The sequence below is a fragment of the Pseudomonas sp. PSE1(2024) genome (assembly GCF_050990555.1).
GTDB classification, from domain to species: Bacteria; Pseudomonadota; Gammaproteobacteria; order Pseudomonadales; family Pseudomonadaceae; genus Aquipseudomonas; species Aquipseudomonas aphyarum.
In genome coordinates this window covers 4916043-4933834 of the sequence record NZ_CP158967.1, presented here as the reverse complement: position 1 = coordinate 4933834, position 17792 = coordinate 4916043, and the positions used below count along the sequence as shown (strand labels likewise).

The following is a 17792-nucleotide window of genomic DNA, read 5'->3' as shown; positions in this document are numbered from 1 at the left end:
GGCCTCTTCGCGGGCAAGCCCGCTCCCACAATTGGAATGCGATCAAATGTGGGAGCGGGCTTGCCCGCGAAGAGGCCGTTAAGGTCTGTAACAATGGATCAGGCCTGCTGGCGCGTAGCAGCCATCACAATCTCCCGAATACAAACCCCCTGCGGCTGCCCATACGCATAAGCAATCGCCGTCGCCACATCCTCGGCACTCAACACCGTCCCACCCATATCCTGTTTCCAGGCCTGATACCCGGTCTTGATCGCCTCATCCGTGGTGTGGCTCAGCAACTCGGTCTCCACCGCCCCCGGCGCAATCGTGGTCACCCGCACGTTATGCGGCGACAACTCTTCACGCAGATTCTCCGACAACCCATGCACCGCAAACTTGGTCCCGACATACGCCACATGGTTCGGGAAGGTCTTGCGCCCGGCCACCGAGCTGACGTTGATGATCGTGCCGTGCTTGCGCTCGATCATCCCGGCGACCATCGCGTGCACGCCGTTGAGCAGACCCTTCACGTTGACATCGAGCATCTGGTCCCACTGCGCCGGGTCCTGTTTGCTCATCTCGCCCAGCAGCATCACCCCGGCGTTGTTGATCAGCGCATCGGCCGGGCCGAACTGCGCTTCCGCCTCGGCCACAGCGGCCAGCAACGCGGCGCGGTCGGTGATGTCGACGCGGCGGCTGAGAGTGTTCGGCAGGGCCAGTGCTTCAAGGCGTTCGATGCGCCGGGCCAGCAACAGCAGCGGGTGGCCAGCAGCGCTCAAGCGGCGGGCGGTCGCTTCGCCGATGCCCGAGCTGGCGCCGGTGATGATGATCAATGGCTTGCTCATGGTTGAACTCCTGAGATAAGAAAAACAAATAACCAGATTCGTGACGCAGTATATTTAGCCCGCTGGAGGCTGAAAAATGCCTTATTCCTCTGTCTGCTATCGGAATCTCCTATGGATATCCGCCATCTCAAAGCCTTCCTCGCGGTGTTCGAGGAACGCAATATCACCGCCGCCGCGCAACGGCTGTTCATCAGTCAGCCCACATTGTCGGTGACCATCAAACAGCTGGAAGAAGAACTCGGCGCGACGTTGTTCGTGCGTCAGCCCCGTGGTGTGGAAGTCAGCGACGAAGCGCGTCTGTTGTACCCGCAGGCACGGCGGATGGTGGCCGAGTCCGAGGCGCTGAGTCGGATGTTTCGCGGTCGCGAAAACCGTGCGCCGCTGACCCTCGGTATCGAGGGCGATATCGCCGCCAGCCACATCGAAGCCTTTGTGCGCATGGCCCATCAGGCGTTGCCCAATCTGCTGCTGACCCTCGAGGAAGGCTGTCACGGCGATGGGCGATTGGCGGTCGAGGAAATGTGCTGCGAGGACGAACTGTTCCTGCCGCTGTGGGAAGAGTCCTATGTGATGGCGCTGCCCCTCGATCACCCGATGGCCAACGCGCAGGCCGGCTGGGCGCCGATCGAGGACTGGATCACCTGCCCGCAACATCCTTCGCATCAGCGTTTGATGGCGATGTACGGACGCTCGCCGGAAGCGGTGGCGGGACATGCCGGTTCACTGCAACAGGCGTTGCATATGGTGGCGGCGGGTGTCGGTGTGGCGATGTTGCCGCAGTCGTTGGTGAGCGGGCATGAGCGCATCGTCGTGCGCGCGCTGCACCTGCCGGCGCCGACCCGGCGGGTGGGATTGTGTTACGCGGCGCAGGCGCTGGAACTGCCGACGATGCGCGGGTTGCACGAATATTTTCAGGTGAATCGCCCGGCAGCCATCGAGGCGGCATGAGCTATTCCAGCATCTTGCTCAGCAACCAGCTCCCCGCCGGCCCCGGCGGGTACAGCCGCGACCACAGGGCATCGACGAACACCGGTTTCGGCCAGCCGCGCACCTTCAGTTCCACCAGCAAACCGTTGCCGAAACGCTCCACCAGCCAGCGCGGCAATGGGGCCCAGCCGAAACCTTTTTCAGCCATTTCCAGCAACATCAGATAACTCGGCGCCGACCACACCCGGCCTTTGCCGCGACTGTCGTAGGGATTGACGATGGTGGCCAGGCGCAGCTCGCGATGCTGTTCAAGGACCGTTTGATCGATGGAATCCTGCGTCGCCAGCGGATGCCCACGACCCACAAACAAGGCGATTTCCGTGCGCTCGGCAACGGTCGCGGTCGCCAGATCCGGTGGGTAATTGTCCTGCATCTCGGCAAACGCCAGATGCGCCCGACCGCGCTGCACCAGTTCGACCAGGTCATCGCATTCGGCGATCAGGCATTCCAGTTCCAGATCTGGATAACGTTGCTCGAAGCCCACCAGTGCCGCTTCGAAACGGTCGGACTGATAAGTGTCGGAAATCGCCACCGTGAGTTTCGGCTCAACACCTTGGGCCAATTGCCGGGCGGTCATTTCCAGACGGCTGGTGGCCGACAGAATCGCCTCGGCCCGTTGCAGCATCACGTGCCCGGCCGGAGTCAGCGTCGGTTTGCGGCTGCTGCGGTCGAACAGGATCAAATCCAGATCAATCTCCAGACTGGCCACCGCCGCACTCACCGTCGACTGACTGCGCCCGAGTTTGCGCGCTGCCGCTGAAAACGAGCCTTGAGTCGCCGCCTGTACAAACGCGAGCAACACTTCCTGAGACGCCATGAACTATCGCCTTGATCGATGGTTATTGGTTATGAAGTATCGGTGGGGTGCTGGATCATGGCAACCATCTTCACAGAGGACTTCGGCCATGACTGCCAACAAATCCATCACTGAACGTATCTTCCAGGCCATCGGTTTCGAACTGCTGGCGATCCTGATCTGTACCCCGTTGCTGGCGTGGATCATGGGTAAACCGCTGGTCGAAATGGGCGCCGTCACCATCGCCATCGCGATGCTGGCCCTGGGCTGGAACGTGGTGTTCAACGGCTTCTTCGACCGCATGCTCAAGCGCTGGAACATCGCCCACAACGCCTGGGTGCGAGTGGCGCACGCGCTGCTGTTCGAGGGCGGGTTGATCGTGATGGGCGTGCCGCTGATTGCCTGGTGGCTGTCGGTCAGTCTGTGGCAGGCGTTCCTGCTCGACATCGGCGTGCTGCTGTTCTTCCTGCCGTACACTTACGTCTACCACTGGGGTTATGACGTGGTGCGCGAGCGGCTGGTGATGCGCAGCGCCTGCCAGAACTGAAAACAAAAAATCGCCGCCTGTGAGGGCTGCGATTTTTTTGTCTGGACTCTTTCGGACCTTAAAGAAACATCCCGCCCGACGCTTCAATCCGCTGACCGTTGATCCACTGCGCCCCCGGCGACAGCAGCAGCGCCAGCGCACCGCCAATGTCATCCGGCTGCCCGGCACGGCCCAGCGCGGTGTTGCTGGCGACCATCGCATTCAGCGCCGAATTGTCGCGCACCGCGCCGCCGCCGAAGTCGGTTTCGATGGCGCCCGGTGCCAGGATATTCACCGCGATCTGCCGCGCACCCAACTCCTTGGCCTGATAACGGGTCAGCACTTCCATCGCGCCTTTCATCGCAGCGTAGGCGGCATAACCCGGCAGGGTGAAGCGGGCCAGACCGCTGGAGATGTTGATGATCCGCCCGCCATCGTTGATCAGCGGCAGCAATTGCTGAGTCAGGAAGAACGGCCCTTTCAACTGCACGTTCATCAGCAGGTCGAACTGCTCCTGCGTGGTGTCGGCGAAGGAGGCATGCACACCAATGCCGGCGTTGTTGATCAGGAAATCGAAGCGCGGACGCTCCAGCTGTTGCAGCGCTTGCTCGACCCGCACGGCGAAATCGGCAAAGCCTTCGCTGCGGCCGACATCCAGTTGCAGCATCACGGCTTTGGCGCCGAGTGTTTCCAGTTCCTGTAACAGCGCCTGGGCTTCATCGGCGCGGCTGTTGTAGGTGCCGATGATGTCCACGCCTTGCGCGGCGAGGTGCAGGGCGGCGTTCTTGCCGAGGCCACGGCTGGCACCGGTGATCAATGCGATTTTGCGGTTCATGGGTCTTCCTCGATGGCGGTGACGGTTGATGAGGCAAAGTTTATTTATCCGCTGTGAGGTGATAAACAGACTGAAACCGGAATCACTAGTCGGATTGTCCGAACAATCAATAGGTGGCCCATGAACAAACTGGAACTGCTGCGCACCTTCGTCCGGGTCAGCGAATTGTCGAGTTTCACGATGGCGGGGGAGAGTCTTGGGCTGCCGCGCTCGACGGTGTCCGAACAGGTGCAGGCGCTGGAAAGTCTGCTCGGCACGCGTCTGTTGCAACGCACCACGCGCAAGGTCCAGGCGACTCAGGACGGCCTCGCGCTGTACGAGCGGAGCAAGGATCTGCTGTCGCACATGGACGAAATCGAGAACCTGTTTCGTCAGGACGAAGCGTCGCTGACCGGGCGGATCCGGGTCGATATGCCGAACATTCTGTCGCGGCGGCTGATCATGCCGAAGTTGCCGGAATTCATGGCCCGCCATCCGAACCTTGAGCTGGAAATCAGCAGCACCGATCGCCGGGTCGACCTGCTCGCCGAAGGCTTCGATTGCGTGGTGCGCATCGGCGCGCAGCCCGATCAATCGGTGGTGGCGCGGCACCTGGGGGACTTCAGCATGATCAACTGCGCCAGCCCCGCGTATCTCGAGCGCTACGGCGTGCCGCAAACGCTTGAGGATCTGGCGCAGCATCGGCTGGTGCATTACGTCGGTGTGCTGGGTTCGCGTTCGGAAGGGTTTGTCTACGAGCAAGACGGGCAGGTTCACCGCGTGCCGATGGCCGGCAGTGTGACGGTCAACAGCACCGATGCCTACGAGTCGGCGTGCCTAGGTGGATTCGGTCTGATTCAGGTGCCGCGTACCGGCATGAACACCTATCTGGATACCGGCGAGGTGGTGACGGTGCTGCCGCAATACACCGCGCCGGCGATGGGCATTTCACTGTTGTACGCGAGGCAGCGGCATCTGCCGTTGCGGGTGCGGGTGTTCATGGACTGGCTGGGGGATTTGATTCGTTCGACGCTCTGATTTCTGCCGCAAATCCCTGTGGGAGTAAAGGCTCTCACAGGGATTCGGCTGGATCAGAAGATCTGGGTAAACAACCAATACAAACTGCCCGACAGCAGAATCGCCGCCGGCAAGGTCAGCACCCACGCCATCAGCAGATTGCGGATGGTCTTCATCTGCAAACCGCCACCGTTGGCGACCATGGTCCCGGCCACGCCCGAGGACAACACGTGGGTGGTCGACACCGGCAGACCGAACATGTCGGCGGCGCCAATGGTCAGCATCGCTACCGTTTCCGCCGAAGCGCCCTGGGCGTAGGTCAGGTGGGTCTTGCCGATCTTCTCGCCGACCGTGACCACGATTCGCTTCCAGCCGACCATGGTGCCCAGCCCCAACGCAATCGCCACCGCGATCTTCACCCACAGCGGAATGAACCGGGTGGCGTTGTCGATCTGTTGCTTGAACAGTTGCAGCTTGCCGCTGGTGTCGGCGTCGAAGGTGCCGACCTTGTTCTTGTCCATCAGGCGAATGGTTTCGCTGGCCAGGTACATATCGTTGCGCACGTTGCCCATGGCCTCGGCCGGGACTTTCGCCAGCGAGCCGTAGCCTTTGACTTCTTCACCGATGTGCCCGGTCAGGGAGGCGAGGGCCGGGATCAGTTGCGGCGTGGCTTCCTTGCTGCGCACGTAGTCGGAGAGCACAGCGCGTGGATCGGCCGGTGCCGGCAGTGGCGCACTTTTCACCAGCGCTTGCTGGGTCACTTGGGCGACGGCAGCGAATTGCAGCGACTGTTCTTCCGGCATGGTGCGGTTCAGTGCATAAGCCATCGGCAGGGTGCCGACCAGAATGAGCATGATCAGGCCCATGCCTTTCTGGCCGTCGTTGGAACCGTGAGCGAAGGACACGCCGGTGCAGGTCAGGATCAGCAGACCGCGAATCCACCATGGCGGCGGGGTGTTGCCTTCCGGTGCCTTGTACAGCGAACGGTTCTTCACGAACGCACGCAGCGCCAGCAGCAACAGCGCCGCACAACCGAACCCCACCAGCGGCGACAGCAGCAGTGCGTAACCGATCTTGGTTGCCTGGGCCCAGTCCACGCCGCTGGTGCCGTCGCGGCCATGCATCAGCGCATTCGCTACACCGACGCCGATGATCGAACCGATCAGCGTGTGCGATGACGAAGCCGGCAGGCCCAGCCACCAGGTGCCGAGGTTCCACAGGATCGCCGCGATCAGCAGGGCGAAGATCATCGCGAAACCGGCGGACGAACCGACTTGCAGAATCAGCTCCACCGGCAGCAGCGCGATGATGCCGAACGCCACCGCGCCGCTCGACAGCAGCACGCCGAGGAAGTTGAAGAAGCCCGACCAGACCACCGCGAAATGCGGTGGCAGCGAATGGGTGTAAATCACCGTGGCCACGGCGTTGGCGGTGTCGTGGAAACCGTTGACGAACTCGAAGCCCAGCGCAATCAACAGCGCCACTCCGAGCAGCAGAAACGGCGTCCAGGTGGTGACCACCGTGCCGAGTTCGTGCATGTCGTGCATCAGGCTGTAGGCGGTGAACAGCAGCCCCATCGCCAGCACCGCGAAAAACACTACGTAGGTGAACGGGCCGGTTTTCTTGTCGAGGGCCGGCCTGCCACTGGCAGCGGGGGCCGGGCTGGCGGTCAGGGAGGGAGTAGCCATGGGAGGACAATCCTGAGCGGGGGAAGGAATGTCGCCCATGATCGTTGCTAAATATTACAGAGAGGCTGCGACAGATCAGTGTTTGGCAGATTAGCCGCGCCGTTGGTCTTCTGACTGAAGACGGTGATCGTTCCCACGCTCTGCGTGGGAATGCATAAGGTGACGCTCCGCGTCACAGGGACGCGGAGCGTCCCGGGCGGCATTCCCACGCAGAGCGTGGGAACGAGCGTGCGACTGTAGCGGCGCTGAATAAAGGTCAGTAATCCCGCCGCTTGCGAAACGCCCAGCGCCCGGCAATCACGGTGAACGTCGCCACCAGCGCCACCAGAATCCAGAACCCTTCCGGATCGGTGGCCAGCGGCACACCGCCGACGTTCATGCCGAAGAAACCGGCAATGATGTTGATCGGCAGTGCCAGCACCGTGACCACGGTCAGGGTGAACAGCGTGCGGTTGCTCTGTTCGTTGAGGTTGGCGGCGATCTCTTCCTGCAACAGCTTGATCCGCTCACCGAGGGCCGTGAGGTCGTTGATGATCAGCGCGAACTCCTCGGTGGATTTGCGCAACTCCTTCACGTCTTCCTTCTGCAACCACGGCGGCGGCCGGTTGAGCAGGCGCAGCAGCGAACCCGGCTCCAGCGCCAGCAGCCGTTGCAGGCGCACCAGCACTCGTCGGTTGGCGCCGAGTTCGGCGCGGTTGGTCGAAAGTCGCGAGGACAGCAATTCGTCCTCGACCTGATCGACGCTCATGCTGGTCTTGCGCACGATCTGGGTCAGCACTTCGCCCTGATCGCGCAGCAAGTGCACCAGCAGTTCGAGCGGCGAACGAAAGCACTCGCCGGACTTCACCGACGAACGCAACTTGTCCACCGAGTGCAGCGGTTGCAGACGCGCACTGACGATCAGTTTGCTGCGCACACAGACCCACAGCGTCGACACGTCCGACGACACCATGCTGCTGAGGTTGAACACCACATCGTTGACCACCGCCAGCAACGCCGAATCGACATGCTCGATGCGGGTCGAGCGCGAACCTTCGTGCAGCGCTTCGAAAAACTCTTCGGGCAGTTGCAGATGGCTTTTCATCCAGCGCTCGCACGCGGCGTGCGCCAGGTTCAGGTGCAGCCAGAGAAATTCATCGCCCTCGCTGTCGTCTTGCAGGCAGCGCAGGGCGGTCGCCGAATCCACCTCGCGCCCGCGTTCGCCGGGGCGAAACCGAAAGCCGTAAAGCAGGCCGAACAGGTCAGGATCACGATGACTGATATCGAGGCTGTGGTTCATGAAGGCTCGCTGCGAGGAGGCGTCTGTCGCGGGATTTGCAGATTCACCTGAGCCGCAGCATCGCAATGTCACATGACGGTTGTGTGACGGCAGGGTGACGTGAAATCCGACCGGCCAGTGACTGTGTACCGGTTCGGTTACCGAGTCGGTACACAGTCGATCTCAATTCGTGCAGACCGCCGCCGATGCCCGGTTATCTATAACCGTCATTGGAGATTTCCCATGGTCAGCATCACGTCTGTTTCGATCAATCAGACCGTCAGCACGCCCACCAGCAAAACCTCGATTGCCGATACGGGCGACGACACCTCGACCACCGCGGCGGCCAGCACTGGCGTGAAAGCCGACACCAGCAAAGTCGCGGCGGGTGGTGGCGCGGCGCCGGCGGGGGACAGCAGTTCCAGCAGTGATGAATCGGACACCGTGAAAGAACTGCGCAAGCAGATTGCCGAGTTGCAGAAGCAGTTGCAGGAAGAGCAAAAGGCGCTGCAAGCGGCTCAGGCGAAGCAGGAAAGCCAGGATGCCAAGGCGGCGGATGTTGCGGCGGCGCAGTCGCAGATCGCGACGACGTCGGCTTCGTTGCAGACGGCGACGGCGGCGTTGTTGGCGGCTTTGCAGGATTCGGATTCGAGTACGTCGGGCTCGCTGGTCAGTACCTCCGCATAAATTGCAGACACAAAAAAGCCGCACAACCCAAAAGTCGTGCGGCTTTGTTTTATCAGCCAATCAAGTGTCTTGCTTGTCGCTCAGCACCTTGCCGGTGGTCGCATCGAAGTCCACATCAAACTCCTTGCCATCCGCAGTACGCAACTCAACTTCGTACTCATAACCATTGAAGTGGTTATCCAGATCCGTGTCAGTAATGGTCGCACCCGGATGCAGTTTCAGCGCTTGTTCGTTCATCGACTCCAGCGACTTGATCTTGCCTTCCTTGACCAGTTGCGGGATCTGGTCAACGCGAACGTCAGCCTGGGCCAGGCCAGCGGTGAGGGTCAGGGCGGCAGCGGTAAACAGGGCAGTCAGGGTTTTCATCGTTTATTCCTTTGGGTGATTCGTTTAAGTGAGTTCAGGTTAATCGCCGCAACTTAACTCACCCTTAAAAACACCCGGCCGGTTTGCGTCGTTTGTTCAATTGCTGTTCTGCGCAAACTTTCATGCTCAGCCTTCGATTAATGGAGGTGGACATGAAACGCATCTTTTCGTGGCTGTACGCGCCGTTGTTCTGGGTTGGATTTATTGGCGGCGCAATAGGGTTGGCGGGGTATTCACTGCTGTGGTTGTTGCCGCTTTTTGTTTTAGCGCTGGCGGTGTCGTTCGCGGGTGAATGGCTGTTGCCGTATGAAGTGAACTGGAACCGTCCCATCGGTGATCGTCGTCGCGACATGCTGCACGCGCTGGTCAACGAAGCGCTGAATGCCCTCGGCCTGTTGGCATTGCCGGGGCTGGTGGCGCTGCTGGCGATTGACGGTGCGTGGCCGTCGAACTGGCCGTTGTGGCTGCAAGTGGCGCTGGCGATTTTCATTGCCGATGCGGGCGTGAGCCTGATGCATTACGCCAGCCATCGCGTGCCGTGGATGTGGCGGCTGCACGCGATTCATCACAGCGTCGAGCGGCTCTACGGGTTCAACGGTTTGATGAAGCATCCGCTGCATCAACTGCTGGAGGCGACGGCGGGGCTGTTGCCGTTGCTGGTGTTGGGCATTCCGTCTGAGGTGGCGGTGTTGCTGGTGTTCGCCATTGCGATCCAGCTGTTGTTGCAGCATTCGAACGTCGACATGCGCGTCGGCCCGTTGCGCTGGATTTTCGCCTGGGCGCCTCTGCACCGATTTCATCACATGAAGTACGGGCGCGCGGGTGACGTCAATTTCGGGCTGTTCTTCACGTTGTGTGACTGGTTGCTGGGCACTGGGTTTTACACCGAGGATTACCGGATCGGCGAGGGTGATCTGGGTATCGGCAGTCGTCCGGATTTTCCCCGTGACTACGTGGCGCAGTTGCTCGATCCGTTCAAACCGGCAGCGCTGGACAAAGAGCCGAAAGTGCCGGAGGGCTTGAGACGTTGAATCAGTCGAGCAGGCGCAATTCGATGTGCTGCAACGCCTGACGCGCCGTCACGCCGAAGAGTTTTTTCAGGCTGCGGGAGAAGTGCGCCGAATCGGCGAATCCGGCGGCGTGGGCAGCATCGGTCACCGGGCTGCCCGCCAGAATCGCCGCCATCGCCAGCCGCAAACGGCGCCACAGCACCAGCCTTCGCACCGGCAAACCGACCTGACTGACGAACAACCGCTGCAACTGGCTCAGCGACACATGGGCGGAATCGGCCACGGCGCTGGCGGGGACTTTGCTCGACAGTAAGGCGTCGACGGTGGCGAGGGCCCGTTCGATGCGCGGGTCATTCAGTGGGCGACGCGGGCATTGGCCAATGGCGAGATCCAGCGCCGGCAGCGACCACTCGATGTCGAACAGCGCATCGCGCAATGTATCGGCATCAAACCGCAACGGTTCGGCGTAAACGGTGAACACAGGATCCGGCGCCTCGACAATCGCATGCCGAGTCTGCGAGGCGATCAGCAGGCGGGAAGTGGTGACGGGGTTGTCCTCGACCAGCACAGTCACCGGGCGGTCAGGGGCAAGAATCAGTTGGTGGGCGTAGTGGGAGTGGGGCGCAGTGCGCCCCGACATCCCGTGGATCAGGCCATGGTCGTGCCCCAGCCAGAGGCGGCCTGTCCAAGGGGTGTCCGGTTGCATCAGAAGCCGTTGTTCTTCAACACCTGATCCACACTGGCGGCGGCCGGGCGTTTGTAGAATTTCAGCAGCTCGCTGGCGCGGTTGGTGAAGATGCCGTCGACACCAGAGGCCATGACTTTTTCGAAGTCCACCGGCTCATCCACGGTGTAGACGTGCACCAGCAGACCCTTGTCGTGGGTGTACTTGTTCATCCATGGCTGCACCAGATCCGAATAGCTCTGATCGCCGCCGTGGGTCAGCTTCGCCGAAGGGCCGGTGCCGATTGCACCCTGGGCCTTGGCGTAGTCGATCCATTGCTTGAACTCGGCTTCGGATTTCGGGTCCTGCTTGCCGTAAAACGCGTTCTTGTCCTTCTCGCCGGATTCGGCAAAGGTCACTTTGGATTTCGGCTCGATGCTGCCTTCGCCGACCCACAGCAACAGGATCTTCGGCACCTGCGGCATTTCCTTTTGCAGCATTTCCAGGCTGCTCTTCTCGAAGGTTTGCAGGATCACCTTGCCGTTGCTTTCGCCGACACTGGCGACGTTTTTAGCCGGTTTGGCGCCCGCCGGGATCAGCCAGCCGCGGGCCTGGAGTTTTTCCTTCAGGTCATGTTCGATCCCCGGGAACAGCTTCGGCTCCTTGGTTTCGATGTACAGACCCGGCTTGTGCTGCGGGCTAGCCTGGGCGATGTCGATGATTTCATCGAGGGTCAGAATCTTCAGACCGACATAGGACGGGCGCGCGCGATCCGGGTACTTGGCGTTGTACCAGCTGCCGGCGTCGAGGGTTTTCAGTTCGGCCATGGTGAAGGCATTGGCCGGGCTGTCCTTGCGCTCCGGGAACTTGGTGGCGACGTCGGTGGTGCGCTGCAGGTTGTCGTCGTGCAGGGCGAACAGCACGCCGTCCTTGCTGCGCTGCAAGTCCATTTCCAGGTAATCGGCGCCCAGGTCGCGGGCCAGTTTGTAGGAGGCGGCGGTGGATTCCGGGGCATCGAAGGACGCGCCACGGTGGGCGATCACCGCCGGGTGCGGAATGCCCTCGGAGGCAGCGAGCGCAACCGGGTTTGGCTGGCTGGCGGCGTGGGCCTGGCCGAGGCCGAGCATCAGGCTCAGCAGCAGTGCGCTTTTGGTAAACGTGGCGGGCATGTCGAGGTCCTTTCGCAGGTATTTTCGAAGATGTCCCTTTTAGCAACTCAAACGAAAACGTGCTATCGCAAGACCGACATAAACGTACTGAAAGCGAAAATTTCCGCACTTTTGTGCGTTTGTTTGCAGTACGCTTGGCCACGGCAACCGCCCCGGCAGAGGGTGTGCCTCAATGCCCTGCGTGTAGACCTTCGATCACTCTTGTGAGGTTTACCATGCGCATCACATCGCAACTCATCTGCCAGGCCGCCGACGACCTCAAAGGCTTCGTCGGCCTCAACCGCAAGACCGGCCAGTACATCGTGCGCTTCAGTGAGGACTCGTTCGGCATGGACGTGGCCGATGACGGCATCATCCCGTGCAGCGAATTTGTCTGGGCACCGACCACCGAACAGACCATGACTCTCAAGCGTGAGCTGATCCAGTTATTGCTGGATCAGAACATCGATGACCGGATCAACATCACCGAGCCGTTGCGCGTTTACATGAGTAAACGCGAAGTGCCGGAGATTGAGGCGGTGCGTAGTCTGGTGAAGGGTTGAGGTTCTGCTGCGACTGTTCCGGCCTCTTCGCGGGCAAGCCCGCTCCCACAGGTACCGCGTGATCTTGAGAACAGCGCAGTACCCTGTGGGAGCGGGCTTGCCCGCGAAAGGGCCAGTGAGTACACCTCAATACTCACTGGCCGAACCGATACTCCCGCTCCACCCGACACACTCGCGTCTGAAACGCCGAATACCATTCAGCCCGCCCGCGCGCCTGAATCACCCGGTGCTCCGGATGCTCGCGCCAGGCCAGAATCGCCGCCTCACTCTCCCAGTACGAAACCGTAATCCCCACTCCGTCTGCCCCACGGATCGAATCGATACCGAGAAACCCCGGTTGCTCGGCAACCAACTGCATCATGTGCTCGGAAGCCTCGGCATAGCCGTTGTCACCTTCGGTGCGGGTCGAAGTGAAGATCACGGCGAAACACTCAGTGTTCGGTTTCATCGACATTGCTCCGAGCAGGCTTCAACAAACGCCCGCACCAGTGGTGGCAATTGCCCTTTGAGCGCTGCACGTTCCGGCTGGAACAACGTCGCGACAAAGAACACATGATTTTTCAGTTCGATGGCGCGCAGATCGCCTGCCGAATCGTGCCCCACGGCGTGTAGTTCATGGGTCAGCAACTCCCGTTCGAACTGCGGATTTACACCGTAGCGGCAGCGATAGCCTTCACGAATCTCCGACGTTTCGTACGCCTTGGCGATCAACGAACCGGGCACCAGATGAATGCTGTCCACCGCTTCCACCAGCGAGCAGGTCAGCGGTGTGAGCACTGCGCGGCTCGAGTCAGGTGAAGTTTCGCCATGTTCGGCGTCGACCCAGCCCAGCACGTTGCGGGAAAACTCCAGTACGGCATGTTGAAAACCGCCGCAGGTGCCGAGGAAAGGGCGCTGCTGCTCGCGGGCAAAACGGATGGCTCGCAGGGCTCCGTCTTCGCTTTTGTAGGGGCTGGCCGGCACACACCAGAAACCGTCGAATGGTTCCAGCGGCGTCTCGGGCAGGATTCGGTCGGTGGCCAACCATTCGAATTCGACCGGACGGCGAAGGTGTTCCGCCGCCAGTCCTAGGGCTATCGGGATGGCCTGGTGGGCAGTGACTTGCGGATCGAAATCACCGATCAGGGCGATGCGCAGGGCTCTGGATTCCATGAGTACTCGCTGTGCTTGTTGAGGGATGACGCTCACTATAGATTGGCGTTCGCGCACTCTGAATTGGCGTTTGCCCAAGTGATCAATGCAGCCACGCAATACCAACTTGATTTCCCGGATCTGGCCCTGATCCTCGCTTTAGTGCGCGGAGGCTCTCTGGCCCGGGCCGCGCAGCTGTTGAAGGTCGATGTATCGACGGTGTTTCGCGCCGTACGCCGACTGGAGGCTTCACTCGGCCAGCAACTGTTCGAAAAAAGCCGCGCCGGTTATTTGCCCACCAGCCTCGCGCAAACTCTGGCCGAGCAGGCTGAACGTGCTGAACAAGCCCTGGAAGCGGCGCGGATTGGTGTGGAGCAGGGCGGGGAAGTGGTCAGCGGCACGGTGCGCCTGACCTGTACCGACTCGGTGCTGCAAGGTCTGCTGCTGCCGGCGCTGGCGCAGTTCATGCCGAACTATCCGGCGCTGACCATTGAGCTGAGCACTTCCAACGATTTCGCCAACCTCAGCCGCCGCGATGCCGACATCGCCCTGCGCCTGACGCGTACACCGCCGGAGCATCTGGTCGGACGGGAGCTGGCGAAGATTTCCTACCGGGTCTGCGCCAGTCAGCGTTATCTACAAAAGGTTGAAGCGGCCGATCTGGCAGCGCTGACCTGGATCGCCCCGGACGACTTTCTACCCGATCACCCGACCGTCGCCTGGCGCCGCCAGCAATTGCCCGGTGTGACGCCGAGCTATCGCTGCAACAGCATGCTGTCGGTGACGGAACTGGTCCGCGCGGGGCTGGGCGTGGCGGCGTTGCCGGACTTTCTCATCAACGAAGGGCTGCAAGCCCTGAGCGAACCTTTGCACGGCTACGACACCGCGCTGTGGTTGCTGACCCGCCCGGACTGCCGCGCATTGCGCTCGGTGGTCACGCTGTTCGACGAACTGGGGCGGGCGCTGCGTTTGCCGTGATCGCGTTTAACCCGGCGCCCGGTCATTGGCGAACATGCTCACGGCTTCCACGGCTTCGCTGGCGCCGTCACGAATCTGCAGAATCACCGTGCCGGCCTGATTCGCCAGTTCGACACCTTGCGCCGCGCGACCCTGAGTGCCCTCCATGCTCTTGATCGCCTGACGGGTTTCACTCTGGATCAGGCCGATCATGTTGGAAATCTCTGCCGTCGAGCCGGAGGTGCGCGCCGCCAGCTGCCGCACTTCATCGGCCACCACGGCAAAGCCGCGCCCCTGCTCGCCGGCACGGGCGGCTTCGATGGCGGCATTCAGGGCCAGCAGGTTGGTCTGATCGGCAATCGCGCGAATTGTGTTGACGATGGCGGTGATCTGTTCGGAGCGCTCGCCCAGTTGCGCGATCAAGGTCGAGGATTCGGCAATGTCGTCGGCGATGTCGCGCATTTCACTGGCCGCTTGCTGGATCACTTGCGTACCTTGCTCGGCGACTTTTCGGGTGGCGACGGAGATGTGATAAGCGGCGCTGGCGCTGCGTGCATCCTGCTCGTGCTGCTCGACGCGGGCGGTGACGTCCGAGGCGAACTTCACCACTTTGCACAATCGGCCAGCAGCGTCATAGACAGGGTTGTAGTTGGCTTCGAGCCACACGGTCTGACCGCGTTTGTCGACGCGTTCGAACTGGCCCTGAAACAGTTCGCCCTGATTCAACCGGCGCCAGAAATCCTGGTAGGCGCTGCTGTTGACCAGTTGAGCGGTACAGAACAAGCGGTGATGTTTACCTTTCAGTTCGGCAAGGGTGTAGCCCATGCGTGTGAGGAAATTCTGATTGGCAGTGAGAATATTGCCGTCGAGATCGAATTCGATCACCGCCATGGCGCGGTCGATCGCCTGCAATTTCGCATTGGCTTCGCTTTCCTGCTGCACCTTCGAGGTGACATCCATGGCGTACTTGACCACTTTCACCACGCGGCCCGAGTCATCCTTGATCGGGTTATAGCTGGCTTCGAGCCAGATCGGTCGGCCCTGGCTGTCGATACGTTCAAAGGTGCCAGACTGGAACTGGCCACTTTTCAATCGCGACCACAACTCGGTGTACTGATTGCCACGGGCAAACTCTGGCGAGCAGAAGTGGCGATGGGCCTGGCCGATCACCTGTTCGCGGGTGTAACCCATGGTTTTCAGGAAGTTGTCGTTGGCGCGCAGAACCACACCGTCGACGTCGAATTCGATCACTGCCATGGAGCGGTTGATCGCCTCCAGCAGGCCGGCTTGTTGGTTGATGGTGTCTTGGAGATCGACGAGGGCAGTCTTGTGACGGTTGAAAATCATGCTCATGGCACTCTGGAAATAGGGCTGGAGGTGGGTTCCCTGTTTCCGCGTCAGCCAGCCAGATATATCAATGGCTGGAAGCAGTGTGCCAGCATCCCGGCTGGCGAATTCACTTATACAAAACTTTATAAACTTGTACAAGAAATCGATTTTTCTCAATTTTGTACAAGTTTTTTCAAGCGTTGGATCGACTCAACGCTACGCTGATTGTGTTACGTCCCGTGTGCTTGGCCGCGTATAGCGCCTTGTCGGAATCGTCGAACCACTCAAGGGCGTCGGCGTAAGAAGCTTGATAACGGGCGAGGCCGATGCTCAGGCTGACGCGCAGCTCGGGGACGTCGCAATGGCGGTAACGATCCATTCCCTGACGCAGTCGCTCCATCAGCGCTTCGGCTTTGTTCAGCGGCAGGTTGGGCAGGATCACGCAGAATTCGTCGCCGCCATACCGCCCGGCCAGCTCGCTTTCATCGAGCACGAATTTCAGCTCGCGGCTCAATTGCCGCAGCACCGCATCGCCGACGATGTGCCCGTAACTGTCGTTGATCGACTTGAAATGATCGATGTCGATCAGCGCCAGGATGGCTTGGGAAGTGTGCTGGCGGCACTGCTGGAACTTGAGGTGCAGCAGGTCTTTCCAGGCGCCGTGGTTGAGCAGGCCGGTCAGGCTGTCGGTGCGGCTCAGGGCGCTCAAGCTGCGTTTGTGTTCGGCGAGTTTGATCGCCAACCGATAACAGACCATGCCCAGCGCCAGCGGATAAAGGGTCAACATCGGCAGGCAGGCCCAGACCTGAGTCTGCGTGGCCGTCAGGGTGAAATGGACGCCGAACACCGACCAGCCCAGCAGCACGCCGATCACCTGGGCGACGGCGCCGAGCAGGAACAGACGCTGGCCGCCGGCGGCCACGTTGTTCATGGTCATCATCGACAGGATGGTCACGGTGGTCAGCGGATTGAACTGGAAACACGCGGTCCAGAAACCACCGCACACCGAGTCATAGAGCAGGTTGCGGCGTTCGGCGCGGTAGGGGAAAGCCGAGCGGGTCGAGCATTGATAGGCCACGTGCGGCCAGAGAAAACCGTTGAACAGCAACAGCGCCCAGAGCCAGCCCGGCATGTTCAACGGATACAGCGCGGCACCGACACTGAAGAAACCGATGCCCAATCCGATGGCCCGTGGCAAATAAATGCGCCTGGCGAATGACAAGCCTTTGCCGCGTTGGTTTTCCATGATGTTCTGCGCCAGATTCATTCTGAAACACTTTGCAGTGTAATACTTCAGACAGACCGTTCATCGGCCAATGACAGACATTGTCATTTATTCCAGCGGGAAAATTCAGTGTCCTTGTGAGCCATTTACCGTGGCGCAGGCCCAATCTAGAGCTGATAGCAAGCCAGGAACATGTCCAGTGCAGAGTCGACCACGGCATTTTGCGCTGTGCTGTCGAGCGAGGGCTGGCCCATGGATATCTGCGGCCAGAAGGCAAAGGTCTTCAGCAATCCCTGCACCTGATGCGCGGCGAACTCCGGATCGACCGGTTTCAGCCGACCGTCCGCCTGGGCCGCGCGAATCCACACGGTCACGCTTTCCTCGCGTTCGCCCATGCGCGCCACCATGTTCTGTGCGCGCTCCGGCGAGTGGATCGCGGCCGCGATGGCGACGCGGGCTAGGTTCATGAAATTGTCGTCCGCCATCATCTGCAGTTTGGCCAGCAGCATCGTTCGCAATTGATCGCGCAAGGGCTGATCAGGCTGATACGACACGGCTTGCTCGGTGCTGATCCGTGCCCACAACTGGTTGAGAATTTCGGCGAACAGCTCTTCCTTGCTCGGAAAATGGTTGTACACCGTGCGCTTCGATACCCCGGCAGTGGCCGCGATCTTGTCCATGCTGGTGACCTCGAAACCGTTGGTTCGGAATTCGGCGATCGCGGCCTGGATGATGGCTTCGCGTTTACGGTCGGTGAGTCGCTGGGGAGCTGTCATAAATTCGATTCGGCAGGAAAAGGGTG

19 protein-coding genes and 2 pseudogenes are annotated in these 17792 nt (G+C 60.8%); 7 read left to right on the top strand and 14 right to left on the bottom strand.

Going from position 1 to position 17792, the window contains the following annotated elements; all coding sequences use genetic code 11:
- Positions 1-98: 98 nt before the first annotated feature.
- On the bottom strand, positions 99-824 hold the full coding sequence (locus ABTV87_RS22380) for an SDR family oxidoreductase (protein WP_433898374.1): 726 nt from the start codon (positions 822-824) through the stop codon (positions 99-101).
- Positions 825-935: 111 nt separating this feature from the next.
- Here ABTV87_RS22380 and ABTV87_RS22375 point away from each other — a divergent pair, with 111 nt between their 5' ends.
- Positions 936-1772 (top strand): LysR family transcriptional regulator, encoded by an 837-nt coding sequence (locus tag ABTV87_RS22375; protein ID WP_433898373.1) that lies wholly within the window; start codon positions 936-938, stop codon positions 1770-1772.
- 1 nt (position 1773) lies between these two features.
- Here ABTV87_RS22375 and ABTV87_RS22370 read toward each other — a convergent pair whose 3' ends face one another.
- Entirely contained in the window at positions 1774-2628 is an 855-nt protein-coding gene (locus tag ABTV87_RS22370; RefSeq protein WP_433898372.1) for a LysR family transcriptional regulator, read from the bottom strand.
- A gap of 88 nt (positions 2629-2716) precedes the next feature.
- Between ABTV87_RS22370 and ABTV87_RS22365 the strand changes: the two genes are divergently transcribed.
- Complete coding sequence (locus ABTV87_RS22365; RefSeq protein WP_433898371.1) at positions 2717-3154, top strand: multidrug/biocide efflux PACE transporter; 438 nt, start codon at positions 2717-2719, stop codon at positions 3152-3154.
- A gap of 58 nt (positions 3155-3212) precedes the next feature.
- On the opposite strand, the gene ABTV87_RS22360 is transcribed toward ABTV87_RS22365, so the two are convergent.
- The gene (locus ABTV87_RS22360; RefSeq protein ID WP_127799488.1) at positions 3213-3968 is read right to left on the bottom strand and encodes an SDR family NAD(P)-dependent oxidoreductase; all 756 of its coding nucleotides are present in this window, start codon (positions 3966-3968) and stop codon (positions 3213-3215) included.
- Positions 3969-4088: 120 nt separating this feature from the next.
- Here ABTV87_RS22360 and ABTV87_RS22355 point away from each other — a divergent pair, with 120 nt between their 5' ends.
- Positions 4089-4985, top strand: coding sequence for a LysR family transcriptional regulator (locus ABTV87_RS22355; protein ID WP_007951094.1), 897 nt, complete (start codon positions 4089-4091; stop codon positions 4983-4985).
- Between the two features lie 53 nt (positions 4986-5038).
- On the opposite strand, the gene ABTV87_RS22350 is transcribed toward ABTV87_RS22355, so the two are convergent.
- Entirely contained in the window at positions 5039-6652 is a 1614-nt protein-coding gene (locus ABTV87_RS22350; RefSeq protein ID WP_007951093.1) for an inorganic phosphate transporter, read from the bottom strand.
- Positions 6653-6908: 256 nt separating this feature from the next.
- Positions 6909-7931, bottom strand: a complete 1023-nt coding sequence (locus tag ABTV87_RS22345) for a transporter (protein ID WP_085606510.1) — start codon at positions 7929-7931, stop codon at positions 6909-6911.
- Between the two features lie 222 nt (positions 7932-8153).
- Between ABTV87_RS22345 and ABTV87_RS22340 the strand changes: the two genes are divergently transcribed.
- Positions 8154-8597 carry a hypothetical protein gene (locus ABTV87_RS22340; protein WP_433898370.1) on the top strand — a complete coding sequence of 148 codons (444 nt, stop codon included), beginning with the start codon at positions 8154-8156 and terminating at the stop codon, positions 8595-8597.
- Positions 8598-8657: 60 nt separating this feature from the next.
- Here the strand turns inward: ABTV87_RS22340 and ABTV87_RS22335 are convergent, their stop codons facing one another.
- Positions 8658-8963, bottom strand: a complete 306-nt coding sequence (locus tag ABTV87_RS22335) for a PepSY domain-containing protein (protein ID WP_011335562.1) — start codon at positions 8961-8963, stop codon at positions 8658-8660.
- 152 nt (positions 8964-9115) lie between these two features.
- Between ABTV87_RS22335 and ABTV87_RS22330 the strand changes: the two genes are divergently transcribed.
- Positions 9116-9994 (top strand): sterol desaturase family protein, encoded by an 879-nt coding sequence (locus ABTV87_RS22330; RefSeq protein WP_433898369.1) that lies wholly within the window; start codon positions 9116-9118, stop codon positions 9992-9994.
- A 1-nt stretch (position 9995) separates the two neighbouring features.
- On the opposite strand, the gene ABTV87_RS22325 is transcribed toward ABTV87_RS22330, so the two are convergent.
- Both ABTV87_RS22325 and ABTV87_RS22320 read right to left on the bottom strand, forming a co-directional pair.
- Positions 9996-10679, bottom strand: a complete 684-nt coding sequence (locus tag ABTV87_RS22325) for a helix-turn-helix transcriptional regulator (RefSeq protein WP_085606505.1) — start codon at positions 10677-10679, stop codon at positions 9996-9998.
- Positions 10679-11806 (bottom strand): glycerophosphodiester phosphodiesterase, encoded by a 1128-nt coding sequence (locus tag ABTV87_RS22320; protein WP_433898368.1) that lies wholly within the window; start codon positions 11804-11806, stop codon positions 10679-10681. The genes ABTV87_RS22325 and ABTV87_RS22320 overlap by 1 nt, the downstream gene beginning before the upstream one ends.
- Before the next feature lie 215 nt (positions 11807-12021).
- Between ABTV87_RS22320 and ABTV87_RS22315 the strand changes: the two genes are divergently transcribed.
- Positions 12022-12348: a DUF2025 family protein gene (locus ABTV87_RS22315; protein ID WP_039773311.1), complete on the top strand. Its 327-nt coding sequence runs from the start codon at positions 12022-12024 to the stop codon at positions 12346-12348.
- Positions 12349-12481: 133 nt separating this feature from the next.
- On the opposite strand, the gene ABTV87_RS22310 is transcribed toward ABTV87_RS22315, so the two are convergent.
- Together ABTV87_RS22310 and ABTV87_RS22305 are read right to left on the bottom strand one after the other, a co-directional pair.
- Positions 12482-12796, bottom strand: a complete 315-nt coding sequence (locus ABTV87_RS22310; protein WP_085606499.1) for an antibiotic biosynthesis monooxygenase family protein — start codon at positions 12794-12796, stop codon at positions 12482-12484.
- Entirely contained in the window at positions 12793-13500 is a 708-nt protein-coding gene (locus ABTV87_RS22305; RefSeq protein ID WP_258712211.1) for a CTP synthase C-terminal region-related (seleno)protein, read from the bottom strand. The genes ABTV87_RS22310 and ABTV87_RS22305 overlap by 4 nt, the downstream gene beginning before the upstream one ends.
- A gap of 15 nt (positions 13501-13515) precedes the next feature.
- Here ABTV87_RS22305 and ABTV87_RS22300 point away from each other — a divergent pair, with 15 nt between their 5' ends.
- The gene (locus ABTV87_RS22300; RefSeq protein ID WP_433899875.1) at positions 13516-14457 is read left to right on the top strand and encodes a LysR family transcriptional regulator; all 942 of its coding nucleotides are present in this window, start codon (positions 13516-13518) and stop codon (positions 14455-14457) included.
- 6 nt (positions 14458-14463) lie between these two features.
- On the opposite strand, the pseudogene ABTV87_RS22295 reads toward ABTV87_RS22300, so the two are convergent.
- From ABTV87_RS22295 to ABTV87_RS22280, 4 genes and pseudogenes are all read right to left on the bottom strand, one after another.
- A pseudogene (locus ABTV87_RS22295) lies at positions 14464-14901 on the bottom strand (methyl-accepting chemotaxis protein); the annotation flags it as partial.
- Between the two features lie 156 nt (positions 14902-15057).
- Positions 15058-15693: pseudogene (locus ABTV87_RS22290) on the bottom strand (PAS domain-containing protein); the annotation flags it as partial.
- Between the two features lie 265 nt (positions 15694-15958).
- Positions 15959-17011: a diguanylate cyclase gene (locus tag ABTV87_RS22285; RefSeq protein ID WP_433899874.1), complete on the bottom strand. Its 1053-nt coding sequence runs from the start codon at positions 17009-17011 to the stop codon at positions 15959-15961.
- Between the two features lie 146 nt (positions 17012-17157).
- Positions 17158-17766: a TetR/AcrR family transcriptional regulator gene (locus ABTV87_RS22280; RefSeq protein WP_258712210.1), complete on the bottom strand. Its 609-nt coding sequence runs from the start codon at positions 17764-17766 to the stop codon at positions 17158-17160.
- Between the last annotated feature and the right edge of the window lie 26 nt (positions 17767-17792).

Bases quoted from the DNA above. Each gene is read 5' to 3' on its own strand.
- ABTV87_RS22380 (WP_433898374.1), bottom strand. From the start codon at position 824: ATGAGCAAGCCATTGATCATCATCACCGGCGCCAGCTCGGGCATCGGC.
- ABTV87_RS22375 (WP_433898373.1), top strand. From the start codon at position 936: ATGGATATCCGCCATCTCAAAGCCTTCCTCGCGGTGTTCGAGGAACGC.
- ABTV87_RS22370 (WP_433898372.1), bottom strand. From the start codon at position 2,628: ATGGCGTCTCAGGAAGTGTTGCTCGCGTTTGTACAGGCGGCGACTCAA.
- ABTV87_RS22365 (WP_433898371.1), top strand. From the start codon at position 2,717: ATGACTGCCAACAAATCCATCACTGAACGTATCTTCCAGGCCATCGGT.
- ABTV87_RS22360 (WP_127799488.1), bottom strand. From the start codon at position 3,968: ATGAACCGCAAAATCGCATTGATCACCGGTGCCAGCCGTGGCCTCGGC.
- ABTV87_RS22355 (WP_007951094.1), top strand. From the start codon at position 4,089: ATGAACAAACTGGAACTGCTGCGCACCTTCGTCCGGGTCAGCGAATTG.
- ABTV87_RS22350 (WP_007951093.1), bottom strand. From the start codon at position 6,652: ATGGCTACTCCCTCCCTGACCGCCAGCCCGGCCCCCGCTGCCAGTGGC.
- ABTV87_RS22345 (WP_085606510.1), bottom strand. From the start codon at position 7,931: ATGAACCACAGCCTCGATATCAGTCATCGTGATCCTGACCTGTTCGGC.
- ABTV87_RS22340 (WP_433898370.1), top strand. From the start codon at position 8,154: ATGGTCAGCATCACGTCTGTTTCGATCAATCAGACCGTCAGCACGCCC.
- ABTV87_RS22335 (WP_011335562.1), bottom strand. From the start codon at position 8,963: ATGAAAACCCTGACTGCCCTGTTTACCGCTGCCGCCCTGACCCTCACC.
- ABTV87_RS22330 (WP_433898369.1), top strand. From the start codon at position 9,116: ATGAAACGCATCTTTTCGTGGCTGTACGCGCCGTTGTTCTGGGTTGGA.
- ABTV87_RS22325 (WP_085606505.1), bottom strand. From the start codon at position 10,679: ATGCAACCGGACACCCCTTGGACAGGCCGCCTCTGGCTGGGGCACGAC.
- ABTV87_RS22320 (WP_433898368.1), bottom strand. From the start codon at position 11,806: ATGCCCGCCACGTTTACCAAAAGCGCACTGCTGCTGAGCCTGATGCTC.
- ABTV87_RS22315 (WP_039773311.1), top strand. From the start codon at position 12,022: ATGCGCATCACATCGCAACTCATCTGCCAGGCCGCCGACGACCTCAAA.
- ABTV87_RS22310 (WP_085606499.1), bottom strand. From the start codon at position 12,796: ATGAAACCGAACACTGAGTGTTTCGCCGTGATCTTCACTTCGACCCGC.
- ABTV87_RS22305 (WP_258712211.1), bottom strand. From the start codon at position 13,500: ATGGAATCCAGAGCCCTGCGCATCGCCCTGATCGGTGATTTCGATCCG.
- ABTV87_RS22285 (WP_433899874.1), bottom strand. From the start codon at position 17,011: ATGGAAAACCAACGCGGCAAAGGCTTGTCATTCGCCAGGCGCATTTAT.
- ABTV87_RS22280 (WP_258712210.1), bottom strand. From the start codon at position 17,766: ATGACAGCTCCCCAGCGACTCACCGACCGTAAACGCGAAGCCATCATC.